Origin of the sequence: Caballeronia zhejiangensis (genome assembly GCF_000698575.1) — a bacterium.
Taxonomy (GTDB): Bacteria; Pseudomonadota; Gammaproteobacteria; order Burkholderiales; family Burkholderiaceae; genus Caballeronia; species Caballeronia zhejiangensis.
The window spans coordinates 1-19,568 of the sequence record NZ_JFHD01000022.1; the positions used below are offsets into that span (position 1 = coordinate 1).

Below are 19,568 nucleotides of genomic sequence, written 5' to 3' on the forward strand. Positions count from 1 at the left end.
GAAAGCAAGCGAAAGCCCCAACTCCAACGAGTTGGGGCTTTTTGCGTTTTTCGTCTCACCTATAAGTGAGAGCCTCGAATTTTTCGGGTCGTAAGAAACGCTTGACAACGGCGTGTTGTTACCCCATAATCGATAGTTCTCTGCGGAGGGGTGCCCGAGTGGCTAAAGGGGGCAGACTGTAAATCTGTTGGCTTACGCCTACGTTGGTTCGAATCCAACCTCCTCCACCAGAATTCAAGCGGTAAGGGAATCCAACCCTCGCGGGTGTAGCTCAATGGTAGAGCAGAAGCCTTCCAAGCTTACGACGAGGGTTCGATTCCCTTCACCCGCTCCAGTGTCGATTTGTAGTGCCCATGTGGCTCAGTGGTAGAGCACTCCCTTGGTAAGGGAGAGGTCGGCAGTTCGATCCTGCCCATGGGCACCAGCTGTATCAGTCTAGTAAGTTGCGCGCGGCGCAAGGTGCGAAAATCCTGTTAGGAGTCGAAAATGGCCAAAGGTAAATTCGAGCGGACCAAGCCGCACGTGAACGTGGGCACGATCGGTCACGTTGACCACGGCAAGACCACGCTGACGGCAGCGATCACGACGGTTCTCACGCAGAAGTTCGGCGGCGAAGCGAAGGCGTACGACCAGATCGACGCAGCGCCGGAAGAAAAGGCACGCGGTATTACCATCAACACCGCGCACGTCGAGTACGAAACGGCTAACCGCCACTACGCACACGTCGACTGCCCGGGCCACGCCGACTACGTGAAGAACATGATCACGGGCGCCGCGCAGATGGACGGCGCAATCCTGGTGTGTTCGGCTGCTGACGGCCCGATGCCGCAAACGCGTGAGCACATCCTGCTGGCCCGTCAGGTTGGCGTGCCGTACATCATCGTGTTCCTGAACAAGTGCGACATGGTGGACGACGCCGAGCTGCTCGAGCTCGTCGAAATGGAAGTGCGCGAACTGCTGTCGAAGTACGACTTCCCGGGCGACGACACCCCGATCATCAAGGGTTCGGCCAAGCTGGCGCTGGAAGGCGACAAGGGCGAGCTGGGCGAAGTGGCGATCATGAACCTGGCCGACGCGCTGGATTCGTACATCCCGACGCCGGAGCGTGCAGTTGACGGCGCGTTCCTGATGCCGGTGGAAGACGTGTTCTCGATCTCGGGTCGCGGCACGGTGGTGACGGGTCGCGTCGAGCGCGGCATCGTCAAGGTCGGCGAGGAAATCGAGATCGTCGGTATCAAGCCGACGGTGAAGACGACCTGCACGGGCGTGGAAATGTTCCGCAAGCTGCTCGACCAAGGTCAGGCAGGCGACAACGTCGGTATCCTGCTGCGCGGCACGAAGCGTGAAGACGTGGAGCGCGGCCAGGTTCTGGCCAAGCCGGGTTCGATCACGCCGCACACGCACTTTACGGCTGAAGTGTACGTGCTGAGCAAGGACGAAGGCGGCCGTCACACGCCGTTCTTCAACAACTACCGTCCGCAGTTTTACTTCCGTACGACGGACGTGACGGGCTCAATCGAGCTGCCGAAGGACAAGGAAATGGTGATGCCGGGCGACAACGTGTCGATCACGGTCAAGCTGATCGCTCCGATCGCCATGGAAGAAGGTCTGCGCTTCGCAATCCGCGAAGGCGGCCGTACCGTCGGCGCCGGTGTCGTGGCGAAGATTATCGAGTAAGAGCCAGAAATCTTCTCGGTAGTTAGTGGTTTCGGGGTCGGCAATGTCCGTCGACCCCAAATGGTTTAGGGGTATAGCTCAACTGGCAGAGCGTCGGTCTCCAAAACCGAAGGTTGGGGGTTCGATTCCCTCTGCCCCTGCCAAAATTCTCGCGCCAAGTGGCGCTGTTTAAGGTGTTATGGCGAATCCTTCCGTCGAAACTGTAAATACTTCCGGCGACAAGTTGATGTTGGTGGCGGGCGTATTGTTGGTCTTGGCCGGGTTCGTTGGATTCTTCTGGCTCTCGGGCCAAGAATGGTACGTCCGCGGCGCAGCGCTTGCTGTTGGTGTCATCGCGGGTGTCGCAGTCGGTCTGCTCTCTGCGCCGGGCAAGGGTTTCATCGCTTTTGCCAAAGACTCGTACAAGGAAGTCCGCAAGGTTGTCTGGCCGACTCGCAAAGAGGCCACGCAAACGACCCTGGTGGTCTTCGCGTTTGTTCTGATCATGGCCATCTTCCTTTGGCTTAGCGATAAGTCGATCGAATGGGTGATTTTCTCGGCGATTCTGGGTTGGAAATGATATGAGCGATACTCCGACATCCCCGAGTGGAAAGCGTTGGTATGTGGTGCACGCCTACTCCGGCATGGAGAAGAGCGTGCAACGTGCGCTTCAGGAGCGCATCGAGCGCGCAGGCATGCAAAATCAATTCGGTCAGATTCTTGTCCCGACCGAAGAAGTTGTTGAAGTAAAGGGCGGCCACAAATCGGTCACCGAGCGTCGTTTCTTCCCGGGTTACGTCCTGGTCGAAATGGAAATGACGGACGAAACGTGGCATCTGGTCAAGAACACGGCCAAAGTAACCGGTTTCGTTGGTGGTGCGCGCAATCGCCCGAGTCCCATCTCGCCACGTGAAGTCGAAAAGATCATGTCGCAGATGCAGGAAGGCGTCGAGAAGCCGCGGCCGAAGACGCTCTTCGAAGTCGGCGAGATGGTCCGCGTGAAGGAAGGTCCGTTCACCGACTTCAATGGCAACGTCGAAGAAGTGAATTACGAAAAGTCCCGAGTGCGTGTTTCTGTCACGATTTTCGGGCGTTCGACGCCGGTCGAACTCGAGTTCGGTCAGGTCGAGAAGCTTTAATCGAATACATCGCGCGTGGCTTTCGGGCCATCGCGCGATTCGCGCTTACGGTCCGCGTCATGGCCGTTGAGGAGCGTCAGTAGTCGGCAACGTCGAACGCGCGCTATCACTCACCGAACGCTCACGCGTTCAGCAGAGGTTTTCAACATGGCAAAGAAAATCATCGGCTTTATCAAGCTGCAGATTCCTGCAGGTAAAGCCAACCCGTCGCCGCCGGTCGGTCCGGCACTGGGCCAGCGTGGCCTGAACATCATGGAGTTCTGCAAGGCGTTCAACGCGCAGACTCAGGGTATGGAGCCGGGTCTGCCGGTGCCGGTCGTCATTACGGCATTCGCGGACAAGAGCTTCACCTTCATCATGAAGACGCCGCCGGCTACCGTTCTGATCAAGAAGGCGGCCGCAGTGCAGAAGGGTTCGAGCAAGCCGCACACCGACAAGGTCGGCAACATCACCCGCGCTCAAGCGGAAGAAATCGCGAAGACCAAGATGCCGGATCTTACGGCAGCTGATCTGGATGCAGCCGTGCGTACGATCGCCGGCAGCGCGCGTTCGATGGGCATCACTGTGGAGGGCGTGTAAATGGCTAAGCTTTCTAAGCGCCTTCAGGCATTTGCGAACAAGGTTGATCGTCAGAAGCTGTACGCGATCGACGACGCGCTGGCTCTCGTGAAGGAATGCGCGAGCGCCAAGTTCGACGAGTCGATCGACGTTGCAGTGCAGCTCGGCATCGACGCGAAGAAGTCGGATCAGGTGGTTCGCGGCTCCGTGGTTCTGCCGGCTGGTACCGGCAAGTCGGTTCGCGTCGCAGTGTTCGCGCAAGGCGACAAGGCTGAACAGGCTCGCGCAGCTGGCGCAGACGTGGTCGGCATGGAAGACCTGGCCGAGCAAGTCAAGGCCGGCAATCTGAATTTCGACGTCGTGATCGCTTCGCCGGACACGATGCGTGTCGTCGGTACGCTGGGTCAGATCCTCGGTCCGCGTGGTCTGATGCCGAACCCGAAGGTCGGTACGGTTACGCCGGACGTCGCTCAAGCGGTCAAGAACGCGAAGGCGGGTCAGGTTCAGTTCCGCGTCGACAAGGCCGGTATCATCCACGGCACGATCGGTCGCGCATCGTTCGAGCCGGCATCGCTGCGTCAGAACCTGTCGGCGCTGATCGAAGCGCTGCAAAAGGCGAAGCCGGCGACCAGCAAGGGCGTGTACCTGCGCAAGATCGCGGTGTCGAGCACGATGGGTGTCGGCGTTCGCGTGGATCAAGCCACGCTGGCGCAACAGTAAGAATTTCGAGCGCGGTCAGATGACCGCGCTTCATATGGGCTTTGGGCGGTTGCAAGATTGCAGTTTCGATTGAGCAACCGGTTGTCAAAGACCGTTGGTGGCGGTGCAGCAGGCAGGCATTGCCTTAATTCAAGCCAACGCAGATGGCGAACCCGAAACAGTTTTGCAGTGGTTGAAATCGGTTATCGAGCGTCGTGAGACGTCTCACCAATCGATCGAAATACTCCTAACAGTCGGACGCCGTTGTTGAACGTGGTGCATGAGGGTAGTTCGCCCGAGTGCATCGAATCTGGAGGTTTAACCGTGCCACTGAACAAAGAAGATAAGCAGGCAGTCGTCGCTGAAGTCGCCGCGCAAGTCGCGAAGGCTCAGACGATGGTGCTCGCTGAGTATCGTGGGATCACGGTTGGCGATCTGACCAAGCTGCGCGCGAAAGCGCGTGAGCAACAGGTGTATCTGCGCGTGTTGAAGAACACGCTGGCGCGTCGCGCCGTCGAAGGTACGCCGTTCGCTCCGCTGGCTGAGCAGATGACCGGTCCTCTGATCTACGGCATCTCGGAAGATGCCATTGCCGCTGCAAAGGTCGTCAACGACTTCGGCAAGAGCAATGACAAGTTGATCATCAAGGCTGGTTCCTACGAAGGCAACGTGATGGACAAGGCAGGCGTGCAAGCGCTGGCCAACATCCCGAGCCGCGAAGAACTGCTCTCCAAGTTGCTGTTCGTCATGCAGGCACCTGTTTCCGGCTTTGCGCGCGCTCTGGCCGCGCTGGCTGAAAAGAAGCAGGGCGAAGCTGCGTAACGACCGCGCTTGGGCGCTAGTCGCTTAAGTTAGGCAAAGCTAGATCGCTAGCTCGATCCGAATTCAATCTAGGAGTATTTCACATGGCAATCGCAAAAGAAGACATCCTCGAAGCCGTTGGCTCGATGTCGGTGCTGGAACTGAACGAGCTGGTCAAGGCGTTCGAAGAGAAGTTTGGCGTGTCGGCTGCTGCTGTCGCAGTTGCTGGCCCCGCAGGTGCCGGTGGCGCCGCTGCTGCTGCTGAAGAGCAGACGGAGTTCACCGTGAACCTGCTCGAAGCAGGCGCGAACAAGGTTTCCGTCATTAAGGCTGTTCGTGAACTGACGGGTCTCGGCCTGAAGGAAGCGAAGGATCTGGTTGACGGCGCACCGAAGCCCATCAAGGAAGCGGTGCCCAAGGCTGCTGCTGAAGAAGCCAAGAAGAAGCTGGAAGACGCTGGCGCGAAGGCTGAAATCAAGTAAGTTTCATTGCGCTATGCGAAGGCTGGCGGTTTTTCACCGCCGGCCTTTTTGTGCTTTGTGGGGACGCAGTTTGTATGCTGGTCAGCAAGCATAAATGTCTCCACAGAAGCCAAAGATAACGGTCGGAGCCGCAGAATTTTCCGATTGTTCTCTTTGTCTTCTGAAGCGACTGCAGAAGGCAAGTTTGGTCGGGTAGCGGGAAACACAGGCATCCGCTGCCGTCAGCCAGCGGTTGGTAGCGGCCAACCACCAAGCTTCTAGATTCGCGCGCCCTCCCCGGACAGTTGCGCGGGTCTCAGTCGGTGAACACCGGGCTGTGGCATCGAGGTATCCCGCCTCGGTAACGCCCGCCGTGATTCGGAGATCGTATGCAATATTCCTTCACCGAGAAGAAGCGTATTCGCAAGAGTTTCGCGAAGCGCCCCATCGTTCACCAAGTTCCCTTTTTGCTGGCGACCCAGCTTGAATCATTCCAGACGTTTCTGCAAGCGGACACGTCTTCCTCGCAGCGCAAGTCCGAAGGCTTGCAGGCTGCGTTCAGCTCTGTTTTCCCGATCGTCTCGCACAACGGTTTCGCGCGTCTCGAGTTCGTCAGCTACATGCTGTCGCCGCCCGCGTTCAACATCAAGGAATGCCAGCAGCGCGGTCTGACGTACTGCTCGGCGCTGCGCGCGAAAGTGCGCCTGGTTCTGCTCGACAAGGAATCGCCGAGCAAGCCGGTCGTCAAGGAAGTGAAGGAGCAGGAAGTGTACATGGGCGAAATTCCGCTCATGACGCCGACGGGTTCCTTCGTCATCAACGGTACCGAGCGCGTGATCGTGTCGCAGCTCCACCGTTCGCCTGGTGTCTTCTTCGAGCACGACAAGGGCAAGACGCACAGCTCCGGCAAGCTGCTGTTCTCGGCTCGTATCATTCCCTATCGTGGCTCGTGGCTCGACTTCGAATTCGATCCGAAGGACGTGCTGTACTTCCGCGTCGACCGTCGCCGCAAGATGCCGGTCACGATCCTGCTGAAGGCTATCGGCATGTCGCCGGAGCAGATCCTCGCGAACTTCTTCGTGTTCGACAACTTCGCGCTGATGAGCGAAGGCGCGCAAATGGAATTCGTGCCTGAGCGTCTGCGCGGCGAAGTCGCGCGCTTCGACATCCAGGATCGCGATGGCAACGTCATCGTCACGAAGGACAAGCGGATCAACGCGAAGCACATTCGCGACCTCGAAAACGCCAAGACGAAGTTCATCTCGGTGCCGGAGGAATACCTGCTCGGCCGCGTGCTGGCGAAGAACGTGATTGACCCTGAAACGGGCGAAGTGATCGCGAACGCCAACGAAGAAATCACGGAAACGGTTCTCGAGAAGCTGCGCGAAGCGAAGGTCAAGGACATCCAGACGCTCTACACGAACGATCTGGATCAGGGTCCGTACATTTCGTCGACGCTGCGTATCGACGAAACTGCCGACAAGATGGCCGCGCGCATCGCGATCTACCGCATGATGCGCCCGGGCGAGCCGCCGACCGAAGAAGCGGTCGAGGCGCTGTTCAACCGTCTGTTCTACAGCGAAGACGCGTACGACCTGTCGAAGGTCGGCCGCATGAAGTTCAACCGCCGCGTCGGCCGTGACGAAATCATCGGACCGATGACGCTGCAGGACGACGACATCCTCGCGACCATCAAGATCCTCGTCGAGCTGCGTAACGGCAAGGGCGAAGTGGACGATATCGACCACCTCGGCAATCGTCGCGTGCGTTGCGTCGGCGAGCTCGCGGAGAACCAGTTCCGCGCGGGTCTCGTGCGCGTCGAACGGGCTGTGAAGGAACGCCTCGGCCAGGCCGAAAGCGAAAACCTGATGCCGCACGACCTGATCAACTCGAAGCCGATTTCGTCGGCGATTCGCGAGTTCTTCGGTTCGTCGCAGCTCTCGCAGTTCATGGACCAGACCAACCCGCTGTCGGAAATCACGCACAAGCGTCGCGTTTCCGCACTGGGCCCGGGCGGTCTGACGCGCGAGCGCGCGGGCTTCGAAGTCCGCGACGTGCATCCGACGCACTATGGCCGTGTGTGCCCGATCGAAACGCCGGAAGGTCCGAACATCGGTCTGATCAACTCGCTCGCTCTGTACGCGCACCTCAACGAGTACGGATTCCTCGAAACGCCGTACCGCAAGGTCGTGGACAGCAAGGTGACGGATCAGATCGACTATCTGTCGGCGATCGAAGAAGGCCGCTACGTGATCGCGCAGGCGAATGCCGCCGTGAGCGAAGACGGCACGCTGACCGACGAACTCGTGTCGTCGCGTGAAGCGGGCGAAACGCTGATGGTCACGCCGGACCGCATCCAGTACATGGACGTCGCGCCGTCGCAGATCGTGTCGGTGGCTGCATCGCTGATCCCGTTCCTCGAGCACGACGACGCGAACCGCGCGTTGATGGGTTCGAACATGCAGCGTCAGGCCGTGCCTTGCCTGCGTCCGGAAAAGCCGGTCGTCGGTACGGGCATCGAGCGCACGGTCGCGGTCGACTCGGGCACGACGGTTCAGGCGCTGCGCGGTGGCGTGGTGGATTACGTCGACGCGGGCCGTATCGTGATTCGCGTGAACGACGATGAAGCCGTCGCCGGCGACGTCGGCGTGGACATCTACAACCTGATCAAGTACACGCGTTCGAACCAGAACACGAACATCAACCAGCGTCCGATCGCGAAGGTCGGCGACAAGGTTGCGCGCGGCGACGTGCTGGCTGACGGTGCATCGACGGATTTGGGCGAGCTCGCGCTCGGCCAGAACATGCTGGTCGCGTTCATGCCGTGGAACGGCTACAACTTCGAAGACTCGATTCTGATCTCGGAGAAGGTCGTTGCGGACGATCGCTATACGTCGATCCACATCGAAGAACTGAATGTCGTTGCGCGCGACACGAAGCTCGGACCGGAAGAAATCACGCGCGATATCTCGAACCTCGCGGAAGTGCAGCTTGGCCGTCTCGATGAGTCGGGCATCGTGTACATCGGCGCGGAAGTCGAGGCGGGCGACGTGCTGGTCGGCAAGGTCACGCCGAAGGGCGAAACCCAACTGACGCCGGAAGAAAAGCTGCTGCGCGCGATCTTCGGCGAGAAGGCATCGGACGTGAAGGATACGTCGCTGCGCGTGCCCTCGGGCATGAGCGGTACGGTCATCGACGTGCAAGTGTTCACGCGCGAAGGCATCACGCGTGACAAGCGCGCGCAACAGATCATCGACGACGAACTGAAGCGTTATCGCCTCGATTTGAACGACCAGCTGCGCATCGTGGAAGGCGACGCGTTCTCGCGTCTCGCCCGCATGCTGAACGGCAAGGTCGCGAATGGCGGTCCGAAGAAGCTCGCGAAGGGCACGAAGATCGACCTCGCGTACCTCGAAGATCTCGATCACTACCACTGGTTCGACATCCGCCTCGCGGACGAAGAAGCCGCGGCACAGCTGGAAGCGATCAAGGACTCGATCGAGCAGAAGCGTCACCAGTTCGATCTCGCGTTCGAAGAGAAGCGCAAGAAGCTCACGCAAGGCGACGAACTGCCGCCGGGCGTGCTGAAGATGGTCAAGGTGTATCTCGCCGTGAAGCGTCGCCTGCAGCCTGGCGACAAGATGGCGGGTCGTCACGGTAACAAGGGTGTCGTGTCGAAGATCGTGCCGATCGAAGACATGCCGTACATGGCCGATGGCCGTCCGGCCGACGTCGTGCTGAACCCGCTCGGCGTGCCGTCGCGGATGAACGTGGGTCAGATTCTCGAAGTGCACCTCGGCTGGGCCGCGAAGGGTCTCGGCTGGCGCATCGGCGAGATGATGCAGCGTCAGGCGAAGATCGAAGAAATGCGTCAGTTCCTCACGCAGATCTATAACGAGTCGGGCCGTCAGGAAGAGCTGGACAAGTTCTCCGACGACGAGATCCTCGAACTCGCTAAGAACCTGCGCGAAGGTGTGCCGTTCGCGACGCCGGTGTTCGACGGCGCGACGGAACACGAAATGACGCGTGCGCTCGATCTGGCGTTCCCGGACGACATCGCCACGAATCTCGGCATGACGCCGTCGAAGAACCAGGTCACGCTGTACGACGGCCGCACCGGCGAAGCATTCGAGCGCACGGTCACGGTCGGCTACATGCACTACCTGAAGCTGCACCACTTGGTCGACGACAAGATGCACGCACGTTCGACCGGTCCGTACTCGCTCGTCACGCAGCAGCCGCTGGGTGGTAAGGCGCAGTTCGGTGGTCAGCGCTTCGGTGAGATGGAAGTGTGGGCACTCGAGGCGTATGGCGCGTCGTATGTGCTGCAAGAAATGCTGACGGTCAAGTCGGACGACGTGACGGGCCGGACGAAGGTTTATGAGAACCTCGTCAAGGGCGATCACGTCATCGACGCGGGCATGCCGGAATCCTTCAACGTGTTGGTGAAGGAAATCCGCTCGCTCGGTATTGATATCGATCTGGACCGCAACTAATCGGACTACGGAGAGAAAGCAATGAAAGCTCTGCTCGATCTATTCAAGCAAGTCCAACAAGAAGAAGTTTTTGATGCGATCAAGATCGGCCTCGCGTCGCCCGACAAGATTCGTTCTTGGTCGTTCGGCGAAGTGAAGAAGCCGGAGACCATCAATTACCGCACGTTCAAGCCGGAGCGGGATGGTCTGTTCTGCGCGAAGATTTTTGGTCCGATCAAGGACTACGAATGCCTGTGCGGCAAGTACAAGCGCCTGAAGCATCGCGGCGTGATCTGCGAGAAGTGCGGCGTCGAAGTGACGCTGGCCAAGGTGCGCCGCGAACGGATGGGCCACATCGAACTGGCCTCGCCGGTCGCGCACATCTGGTTCCTGAAGTCGCTGCCGTCGCGTCTGGGCATGGTGCTCGACATGACGCTGCGCGACATCGAGCGCGTGCTGTACTTCGAAGCATACGTGGTGATCGATCCGGGCATGACGCCGCTGAAAGCGCGGCAGATCATGACCGAAGAGGATTACTACAACAAGGTCGAAGAGTACGGTGACGAGTTCCGTGCCGAAATGGGCGCGGAAGGCGTGCGCGAACTGCTGCGCGCGATCAACATCGACGAACAGGTCGAGACGCTGCGCACGGAACTGAAGAACACCGGTTCCGAAGCGAAGATCAAGAAGTACGCGAAGCGCCTGAAAGTGCTCGAGGCTTTCCAGCGTTCGGGCATCAAGCCTGACTGGATGGTGCTCGACGTGCTGCCGGTGCTGCCGCCGGAACTGCGTCCGCTCGTGCCGCTGGACGGCGGCCGTTTCGCGACGTCGGACCTGAACGACCTGTATCGCCGCGTCATCAACCGTAACAACCGGTTGAAGCGTCTGCTCGAACTGAAGGCGCCTGAAATCATCGTCCGCAACGAAAAGCGGATGCTGCAGGAAGCCGTCGATTCGCTGCTCGACAACGGCCGTCGCGGCAAGGCGATGACCGGCGCGAACAAGCGTCCGCTGAAGTCGCTCGCTGACATGATCAAGGGTAAGGGCGGTCGTTTCCGTCAGAACCTGCTCGGTAAGCGTGTGGACTATTCGGGCCGTTCGGTGATCGTGGTCGGCCCGACGCTCAAGCTGCATCAGTGCGGTCTGCCGAAGCTGATGGCGCTCGAACTGTTCAAGCCGTTCATCTTCAACAAGCTGGAAGTGATGGGCGTCGCGACGACCATCAAGGCCGCGAAGAAGGAAGTCGAGAACCAGACGCCGGTCGTGTGGGACATTCTCGAAGAAGTCATTCGCGAGCATCCGGTGATGCTGAACCGCGCGCCTACTCTTCACCGTCTCGGCATTCAGGCTTTCGAGCCGGTGCTGATCGAAGGTAAGGCGATCCAGCTGCATCCGCTCGTTTGCGCGGCGTTCAACGCCGACTTCGACGGCGATCAGATGGCCGTGCACGTTCCGCTGTCGCTCGAAGCGCAGATGGAAGCGCGCACGCTGATGCTGGCGTCGAACAACGTCCTGTTCCCGGCCAACGGCGATCCGTCGATCGTGCCGTCGCAGGATATCGTGCTGGGCCTGTACTACGCGTCGCGCGAAGCGATCAACGGCAAGGGCGAAGGCATGACGTTCACGGGCGTGTCGGAAGTGATCCGCGCGTACGAGAACAAGGAAGTCGAACTGGCATCGCGCGTCAACGTGCGTATCACCGAAATGGTGGCGAACGAAGACCAGAGTGAAGGTGCGCCGAAGTTCGTGCCGAAGATCTCGCTGTACGCGACGACCGTCGGCCGTTCGATCCTGTCGGAGATTCTGCCGCCGGGCCTGCCGTTCACGGTGCTGAACAAGCCGCTGAAGAAGAAGCAGATTTCGCAGCTGATCAACACGGCGTTCCGCAAGTGCGGTCTGCGCGAAACGGTGATCTTCGCCGACCAGCTGATGCAAATGGGCTTCCGTCTCGCAACGCGCGCCGGTATCTCGATTTGCGTCGACGACATGCTCGTGCCGCCGCAGAAGGAAACCATCGTCGGCGACGCCGCGAAGAAGGTGAAGGAATACGACCGTCAGTACATGTCGGGTCTCGTCACCGCGCAGGAGCGCTACAACAACGTGGTCGACATCTGGTCGGCAACGTCGGAAGCGGTCGGCAAGGCGATGATGGAGCAGCTCGCAACGGAGCCGGTGGTCGATCGCGACGGCAACGAAACGAAGCAGGAGTCGTTCAACTCCATCTACATGATGGCCGACTCGGGCGCGCGTGGTTCCGCGGTGCAGATTCGTCAGCTCGCCGGTATGCGCGGCCTGATGGCGAAGCCGGACGGCTCGATCATCGAGACGCCGATTACCGCGAACTTCCGCGAAGGCCTGAACGTGTTGCAGTACTTCATCTCGACGCACGGCGCTCGTAAGGGTCTGGCGGACACGGCGTTGAAGACCGCGAACTCGGGTTACCTGACGCGTCGTCTCGTCGACGTGACGCAGGATCTGGTCGTCGTCGAAGACGATTGCGGCACGTCGAACGGCGTGGCGATGAAGGCGTTGGTGGAAGGCGGTGAAGTCGTCGAAGCGCTGCGTGACCGTATTCTCGGTCGCGTCGCGGTGGCGGACGTCGTCAATCCGGAAACGCAGGAAACGATCTACGCTTCGGGCGATCTGCTCGACGAAGATGCGGTGGAGGAAATCGAGCGCCTCGGCATCGACGAAGTGCGCGTGCGCACGCCGCTCACCTGCGAGACGCGTTATGGCCTGTGCGCCGCGTGCTACGGCCGCGACCTGGGCCGCGGTTCGCGCGTGAACGTCGGTGAGGCAGTCGGTGTGATCGCTGCTCAGTCGATCGGCGAGCCGGGCACGCAGCTGACGATGCGTACGTTCCACATCGGTGGTGCGGCATCGCGTGCGGCGGTGGCTTCGACGGTGGAAGCGAAGAGCAACGGTACGCTGCGCTTCACGGCCACGATGCGTTACGTCACCAACGCGAAGGGCGAGCAGGTCGTCATTTCGCGTTCCGGCGAGGCGATCATCGCGGACGACTTCGGTCGCGAGCGTGAGCGTCACAAGATTCCGTACGGCGCAACGCTGCTGCAACTCGACGGCGCTGCGATCAAGGCCGGTACGCAACTGGCTCAATGGGATCCGCTGACGCGTCCGATCATCACCGAGTGGGGCGGTACGGTGAAGTTCGAGAACGTCGAGGAAGGCGTGACGGTCGCGAAGCAGATCGACGACGTGACCGGTCTTTCGACCCTGGTCGTGATCGACGCGAAGCGCCGTGGCTCGCAGGCTGGCAAGAGCGTGCGTCCGCAGGTGAAGCTGCTCGACGCGAACGGCGAGGAAGTGAAGATCCCGAACACCGAGCATTCGGTGCAGATCGGCTTCCAGGTCGGCGCACTGATCACCGTGAAGGATGGTCAGCAGGTGCAGGTCGGTGAAGTGCTGGCGCGTATCCCGGTTGAAGCGCAGAAGACGCGTGACATTACCGGTGGTCTGCCGCGCGTGGCCGAACTGTTCGAAGCGCGCTCGCCGAAGGACGCCGGCATTCTGGCGGAAGTCACGGGCACGACGTCGTTCGGCAAGGACACGAAGGGCAAGCAGCGTCTCGTCATCACGGACCTCGAGGGCAATCAGCACGAGTTCCTGATCGCGAAGGAAAAGCAGGTGCTGGTGCACGACGGTCAGGTCGTCAACAAGGGCGAAATGATCGTCGACGGTCCTGCCGATCCGCACGACATCCTGCGTCTGCAGGGTATCGAGGCGTTGTCGCGCTACATCGTGGACGAAGTGCAGGACGTGTACCGTCTGCAGGGCGTGAAGATCAACGACAAGCACATCGAAGTGATCGTGCGTCAGATGCTGCGCCGCGTGCAGATCGTCGACAACGGCGATACGCGTTTCATTCCTGGCGAACAAGTCGAGCGTTCGGACATGCTCGACGAGAACGACAAGATGATCGCGGAAGACAAGCGTCCGGCGACGTACGACAACGTGCTGCTCGGTATCACGAAGGCATCGCTGTCGACCGATTCGTTCATCTCGGCGGCGTCGTTCCAGGAAACGACCCGCGTGCTGACCGAAGCGGCGATCATGGGCAAGCGCGACGATCTGCGTGGCCTGAAGGAAAACGTGATCGTCGGCCGTCTGATTCCGGCCGGTACGGGTCTCGCGTTCCACAAGGCGCGCAAGGCGAAGGAATCGTCGGATCGCGAGCGTTTCGACCAGATCGCGGCCGAAGAGGCTTTCGACTTCGGCACGCCGGAAACGCCGGCGGCGGAGCAGCAGCCGCACACCAACGAGTAAGCGTCTCTCGCTAGTAGCATCGATGAACCGCTCAGCTTCGGCTGGGCGGTTTTTTTTTCGTCTGCACGTTTCGCTGCCGGCATCGTCCGAATGGCTAACGCCGGTTTCACGCGCTAATGCGTTGGTAGAATTCGTTATCTCCCACGTCGCAGTGCGCGCTTTTCCACATGTCCCGGTCGCTCGAAATACTCAACGAAATCTTCGGCTATCCCGCATTTCGCGGACAACAGGCGGAGATCGTCGAGCATGTCGCGAACGGCGGCGATTCCCTCGTGCTGATGCCCACCGGCGGCGGCAAGTCGCTGTGCTATCAGATACCGTCGCTGGTACGGCGCGAGGCGGGTTTCGGGGCGGGCATCGTCGTGTCGCCTCTCATCGCGTTGATGCAGGATCAGGTCGCCGCGCTGACCGAGGTGGGCGTGCGCGCCGCGTATCTCAATTCCACGTTGTCCGGCGCCGAAGCAGCCGCGACCGAGCGCGCCCTGCGCAACGGCGAGATCGACTTGCTGTATGTCGCGCCTGAACGCCTGATGACACCGCGTTTTCTCGATCTCCTCGACAGCGCGCCGGTCGGTCTTTTCGCGATCGACGAGGCACATTGCGTTTCGCAATGGGGGCACGATTTCCGCCCTGAATACATTCAGCTTTCCGTGCTGCATGAGCGGTTTCCCGATGTGCCGCGCATCGCGCTCACCGCGACCGCCGATGCGATCACGCGCGACGAAATCGTGCATCGCCTCGCGCTCGACGACGCGCGCATCTTCGTTTCGAGCTTCGATCGGCCGAACATTCGTTATCGGATCGTCGAGAAGGACAATGCGCGCTCGCAGCTGCTCGATTTCATCCGCGCGGAGCATACGAACAAGGACGGCACCACCGATGCGGGCGTCGTCTATTGTCTGTCGCGCCGCAAAGTCGAGGAAACCGCAGACTGGCTGAAGGGCCAGGGCATCCGCGCGTTGCCGTATCACGCGGGCATGGAGTTCGAGACGCGCCAGAAGCATCAGGAGATGTTCCAGCGCGAGGAAGGCATCGTCATGTGCGCGACCATCGCGTTCGGCATGGGCATCGACAAGCCGGACGTGCGCTTCGTCGCGCATCTGGACTTGCCGAAGAGCGTCGAGGGCTACTACCAGGAAACCGGACGCGCGGGCCGCGACGGCTTGCCGGCGAACGCGTGGATGGCTTACGGATTGGGCGACGTCGTGCAGCAGCGGAAGATGATCGACGAATCCGACGCCGACGACGCCCACAAGCGGGTGCAGACCGGCAAGCTCGATGCACTGCTTGGACTTTGCGAGGCGGCCACGTGCCGCCGCGTGCGTTTGCTCGCGTACTTCGGCGAGACGAGCACGCCGTGCGGCAATTGCGATACGTGCATCGAGCCGCCCGCGTCCTTCGATGCCACTCGCGAGGCGCAGATGGCGCTGTCGTGCGTGTATCGCGCACAGCGGGCGAGTGGATTCCATTTCGGTGCCGGGCACCTGATCGACATTCTGCGCGGCACGCGCAGCGAAAAGGTCCTGCAACGCGGCCACGAGAAAATTTCGACGTTTGGCGTCGGCGCGGCGCTGTCCGAGCCCGAGTGGCGCGCAGTGTTCCGGCAATTGGTGGCGTTCGGCTATCTCGCAGTCGATCACGACGGCTTCGGCGCGCTCGTTCTGACGGATGCCAGCAAGCCAGTACTCAAGGGCGAAGAGCGCGTCACGCTGCGCAAATACGTGAAGCCGACGCGCGCGCGGCAGTCGTCGAGCCGCACGGGCGAACGCGCGGATCCGACCGCTGGCATGTCACCGCGCGAGAAGTCGCGCTGGGAGCGCTTGCGGACCTGGCGCGCGGAAACCGCAAAGAGCGACGGCGTGCCCGCCTACGTCATCTTCCACGACGCGACGCTCGCCGAAATCGCGCGCAGCGACCCCGATACGATCGACGACTTGCGCCATATTCCCGGCATCGGCGTGCGCAAACTGGAGCGTTTCGGCGACGAACTGCTCGACGTCGTCGGTTCGGATTGAGATTCGTCGCTCGAAAATCCATCGAAATCGTCGCAACGTATTGACCCGATTGCGATTTTCAGAATATCATGCTTGGTTCTCGTCATTGGTCCGTCTTCGGATCTGGCCTAGTGCCGGATGCGAAGCGCGGGAATCGTCGGCGAGATCGCTAAACACGCAATTCTTTTCGCTTTGCCCGATCGAATTGCGTGGATTTTGTTCATTTTTAGGATTAGACAATGCCAACCATCAATCAACTGGTTCGCAAAGGCCGCGCGTCGGAAACGACGAAGAGCAAGTCGCCGGCCCTGCAGGACTGCCCGCAGCGTCGCGGCGTGTGCACCCGCGTGTACACGACGACGCCGAAGAAGCCGAACTCGGCACTCCGTAAGGTCGCCAAGGTTCGCCTGACCAACGGCTTTGAAGTCATTTCGTACATCGGCGGTGAAGGCCACAACCTGCAAGAGCACTCGGTAGTGCTGATCCGCGGCGGCCGTGTGAAGGACTTGCCGGGTGTGCGTTACCACATGGTTCGCGGCTCGCTGGATACCCAGGGCGTCAAGGACCGTAAGCAAGCTCGCTCGAAGTACGGTGCGAAGCGCGCTAAGGCTGGCAAGTAAGTCGCCGGTCGGAAGTAACGAATCAAGGTCGCCGCAAGGCGGTAAAGGCGGTGGTGCCGGAAGTGCCGGTGCTATCGAGTAAGTGGTCACCCGGCCAAGCTGGTTTAGTCGAATAGATGGATCGGGTTAGTTGGTGGCCGCGGAGCGGGGAATCGCTCCAACTGAAAAAGTAAAGGAAGAATCATGCCGCGTCGTCGCGAAGTCCCCAAGCGGGAAGTGTTGCCGGATCCGAAGTTCGGCAACGTAGATGTAGCCAAGTTCATGAACGTGCTGATGCTCTCCGGCAAGAAGTCGGTTGCCGAGCGTATCGTGTACGGCGCTTTTGAACAGATCCAGACCAAGGGTGGCAAGGACCCGCTGGAAGTGTTCACGGTTGCGCTCAACAACGTGAAGCCGGTGGTCGAAGTGAAGAGCCGTCGCGTTGGTGGTGCGAACTATCAGGTTCCGGTCGAAGTGCGTCCCTCGCGTCGTATGGCATTGGCGATGCGTTGGTTGCGTGAAGCCGCGAAGAAGCGCAGCGAAAAGTCGATGGCCCTGCGTCTCGCAGGTGAACTGCAGGAAGCGGCTGAAGGCCGTGGTGGCGCAATGAAGAAGCGCGACGAAGTTCACCGCATGGCAGAAGCCAACAAGGCATTCTCGCACTTCCGTTTCTAAGCTCCCGCTCACCGGGCAAACGGAAAATCAGGGCGGGTGCGCTAGTTTTGGCGCCTCGCCCGTTTGTGTTAGGACGCGGCCGGTATTTCGCCGGCGCGTCGACCGAAAAAGGATCCAAAGTGGCTCGCAAGACACCTATCGAGCGCTACCGCAATATCGGTATTAGCGCTCACATCGACGCCGGCAAGACGACGACGACCGAGCGCATCCTGTTCTACACGGGCGTGAACCACAAGATCGGTGAAGTTCACGACGGCGCAGCAACGATGGACTGGATGGAGCAGGAGCAGGAGCGCGGCATCACCATCACGTCGGCTGCTACCACGGCCTTCTGGAAGGGCATGGGCGGCAACTACCCCGAGCACCGCATCAACATCATCGACACGCCGGGACACGTCGACTTCACGATCGAAGTGGAACGCTCGATGCGCGTTCTCGACGGCGCGTGCATGGTCTACTGCGCAGTGGGCGGCGTGCAGCCGCAGTCGGAAACCGTGTGGCGCCAGGCGAACAAGTACAAGGTTCCCCGTCTCGCGTTCGTCAACAAGATGGACCGTACCGGCGCGAACTTCTTCAAGGTCTATGACCAACTGAAGAACCGCCTGAAGGCGAACCCGGTTCCCGTCGTCGTGCCGATCGGCGCTGAAGAAAACTTCAAGGGCGTCGTCGACCTCCTGAAGATGAAAGCGATCATTTGGGACGAAGCATCGCAAGGCACGAAGTTCGACTACGTCGACATCCCGGCCGAACTCGTTGACACGTGCAACGAGTGGCGCGAGAAGATGATCGAGTCGGCTGCGGAAGCCAGCGAAGAGCTGATGGAAAAGTACCTCGGCGGCGAAGAGCTGAGCGAAGCGGAGATCGTCAAGGCGATCCGCGACCGGACCATCGCGTGCGAAATCCAGCCGATGCTGTGCGGCACCGCGTTCAAGAACAAGGGCGTGCAGCGCATGCTCGACGCCGTGATCGACTTCCTGCCGTCGCCGGTCGACATTCCCCCGGTTACGGGCGAACTCGAAAGCGGTGAAAAGGCCGAGCGTCGCGCAGCCGACGACGAGAAGTTCTCGTCGCTGGCGTTCAAGATCATGACGGACCCGTTCGTCGGTCAGCTGATCTTCTTCCGCGTGTACTCGGGCGTCGTGAATTCGGGTGACACTGTGCTGAACGCGACCAAGGACAAGAAGGAACGTCTGGGCCGTATTCTGCAGATGCACGCGAACCAGCGCGAAGAAATCAAGGAGGTTCGCGCGGGCGACATCGCCGCGGCCGTCGGCCTGAAGGAAGCGACCACGGGCGACACGCTGTGCGATCCGCAGCACCCGATCGTTCTGGAACGCATGATTTTCCCGGAACCGGTGATTTCGCAGGCAGTCGAGCCGAAGACGAAGGCTGACCAGGAAAAGATGGGCCTGGCGCTGAACCGTCTCGCGCAGGAAGACCCGTCGTTCCGCGTCCAGACGGACGAAGAATCGGGCCAGACCATCATTTCGGGCATGGGCGAGCTCCACCTCGAAATTCTGGTCGACCGCATGAAGCGCGAATTCAACGTGGAAGCGACCGTCGGCAAGCCGCAGGTTGCATACCGCGAAACGATCCGCACGACGGCGGCAGACGTCGACGGCAAGTTCGTCAAGCAGTCGGGTGGTCGCGGCCAGTACGGTCACGCGGTCATCACGCTCGAGCCGAACGAGCAGGGCAAGGGCTACGAGTTCCTGGACGAGATCAAGGGCGGTGTGATTCCGCGCGAATACATCCCGGCAGTGGACAAGGGCATCCAGGAAACGCTGAAGTCGGGCGTGCTGGCTGGCTTCCCGGTTGTGGACGTGAAGGTTCACCTGACGTTCGGTTCGTACCACGACGTCGACTCGAACGAAAACGCGTTCCGCATGGCCGGTTCGATGGCCTTCAAGGAAGCAATGCGCAAGGCAAGCCCGGTCATCCTCGAACCGATGATGGCTGTGGAAGTCGAAACGCCTGAAGACTACATGGGCAACGTGATGGGCGATTTGTCGGGCCGTCGCGGTATCGTCCAGGGCATGGAAGACATGGTTGGCGGCGGCAAGATCGTCCGCGCCGAAGTGCCGCTGTCGGAAATGTTCGGCTACTCGACCTCGCTGCGTTCGCTGACGCAAGGCCGTGCAACGTACACGATGGAATTCAAGCACTATGCTGAAGCTCCGCGTAACGTCGCCGACGCGATCATCAACGCCAAGGGTAAGTAATTCCC

Annotated in this window: 13 protein-coding genes and 4 tRNA genes; all 17 read left to right on the forward strand. The window is 60.4% G+C overall.

The window, feature by feature from the left end:
- Positions 1-144 precede the first annotated feature (144 nt).
- Positions 145-230 (forward strand) — tRNA-Tyr (locus BG60_RS23725).
- A 30-nt stretch (positions 231-260) separates the two neighbouring features.
- Positions 261-334, forward strand: a tRNA-Gly gene (locus BG60_RS23730).
- Between the two features lie 15 nt (positions 335-349).
- A tRNA-Thr gene (locus BG60_RS23735) sits at positions 350-424 on the forward strand.
- A gap of 62 nt (positions 425-486) precedes the next feature.
- Positions 487-1,677 carry an elongation factor Tu gene (gene tuf, locus BG60_RS23740; protein WP_008343820.1) on the forward strand — a complete coding sequence of 397 codons (1,191 nt, stop codon included), beginning with the start codon at positions 487-489 and terminating at the stop codon, positions 1,675-1,677.
- 67 nt (positions 1,678-1,744) lie between these two features.
- Positions 1,745-1,820 (forward strand) — tRNA-Trp (locus BG60_RS23745).
- Positions 1,821-1,855: 35 nt separating this feature from the next.
- A complete protein-coding gene (gene secE, locus BG60_RS23750; protein ID WP_008343790.1) occupies positions 1,856-2,236 on the forward strand; it encodes a preprotein translocase subunit SecE in 381 nt (126 codons plus the stop codon).
- Between the two features lies 1 nt (position 2,237).
- Positions 2,238-2,795 carry a transcription termination/antitermination protein NusG gene (gene nusG, locus BG60_RS23755; RefSeq protein ID WP_008343792.1) on the forward strand — a complete coding sequence of 186 codons (558 nt, stop codon included), beginning with the start codon at positions 2,238-2,240 and terminating at the stop codon, positions 2,793-2,795.
- 147 nt (positions 2,796-2,942) lie between these two features.
- Positions 2,943-3,374 (forward strand): 50S ribosomal protein L11, encoded by a 432-nt coding sequence (gene rplK / locus BG60_RS23760; RefSeq protein ID WP_008343796.1) that lies wholly within the window; start codon positions 2,943-2,945, stop codon positions 3,372-3,374.
- Positions 3,375-4,073 carry a 50S ribosomal protein L1 gene (gene rplA / locus BG60_RS23765; protein WP_008343797.1) on the forward strand — a complete coding sequence of 233 codons (699 nt, stop codon included), beginning with the start codon at positions 3,375-3,377 and terminating at the stop codon, positions 4,071-4,073. It begins immediately after the preceding gene.
- 303 nt (positions 4,074-4,376) lie between these two features.
- The gene (gene rplJ / locus BG60_RS23770; protein ID WP_034473109.1) at positions 4,377-4,874 is read left to right on the forward strand and encodes a 50S ribosomal protein L10; all 498 of its coding nucleotides are present in this window, start codon (positions 4,377-4,379) and stop codon (positions 4,872-4,874) included.
- Positions 4,875-4,957: 83 nt separating this feature from the next.
- Positions 4,958-5,335, forward strand: coding sequence for a 50S ribosomal protein L7/L12 (gene rplL / locus BG60_RS23775; protein WP_008343803.1), 378 nt, complete (start codon positions 4,958-4,960; stop codon positions 5,333-5,335).
- A gap of 368 nt (positions 5,336-5,703) precedes the next feature.
- Positions 5,704-9,810 carry a DNA-directed RNA polymerase subunit beta gene (gene rpoB, locus BG60_RS23780; protein ID WP_008343804.1) on the forward strand — a complete coding sequence of 1,369 codons (4,107 nt, stop codon included), beginning with the start codon at positions 5,704-5,706 and terminating at the stop codon, positions 9,808-9,810.
- A 21-nt stretch (positions 9,811-9,831) separates the two neighbouring features.
- The gene (gene rpoC / locus BG60_RS23785) at positions 9,832-14,073 is read left to right on the forward strand and encodes a DNA-directed RNA polymerase subunit beta' (RefSeq protein ID WP_008343805.1); all 4,242 of its coding nucleotides are present in this window, start codon (positions 9,832-9,834) and stop codon (positions 14,071-14,073) included.
- Positions 14,074-14,240: 167 nt separating this feature from the next.
- A complete protein-coding gene (gene recQ, locus BG60_RS23790; RefSeq protein WP_008343806.1) occupies positions 14,241-16,088 on the forward strand; it encodes a DNA helicase RecQ in 1,848 nt (615 codons plus the stop codon).
- A gap of 218 nt (positions 16,089-16,306) precedes the next feature.
- Complete coding sequence (gene rpsL, locus BG60_RS23795; protein ID WP_006998493.1) at positions 16,307-16,687, forward strand: 30S ribosomal protein S12; 381 nt, start codon at positions 16,307-16,309, stop codon at positions 16,685-16,687.
- Between the two features lie 183 nt (positions 16,688-16,870).
- A complete protein-coding gene (gene rpsG / locus BG60_RS23800) occupies positions 16,871-17,341 on the forward strand; it encodes a 30S ribosomal protein S7 (RefSeq protein WP_008343817.1) in 471 nt (156 codons plus the stop codon).
- Positions 17,342-17,460: 119 nt separating this feature from the next.
- A complete protein-coding gene (fusA, locus tag BG60_RS23805) occupies positions 17,461-19,563 on the forward strand; it encodes an elongation factor G (protein ID WP_008343818.1) in 2,103 nt (700 codons plus the stop codon).
- Positions 19,564-19,568 lie beyond the last annotated feature (5 nt).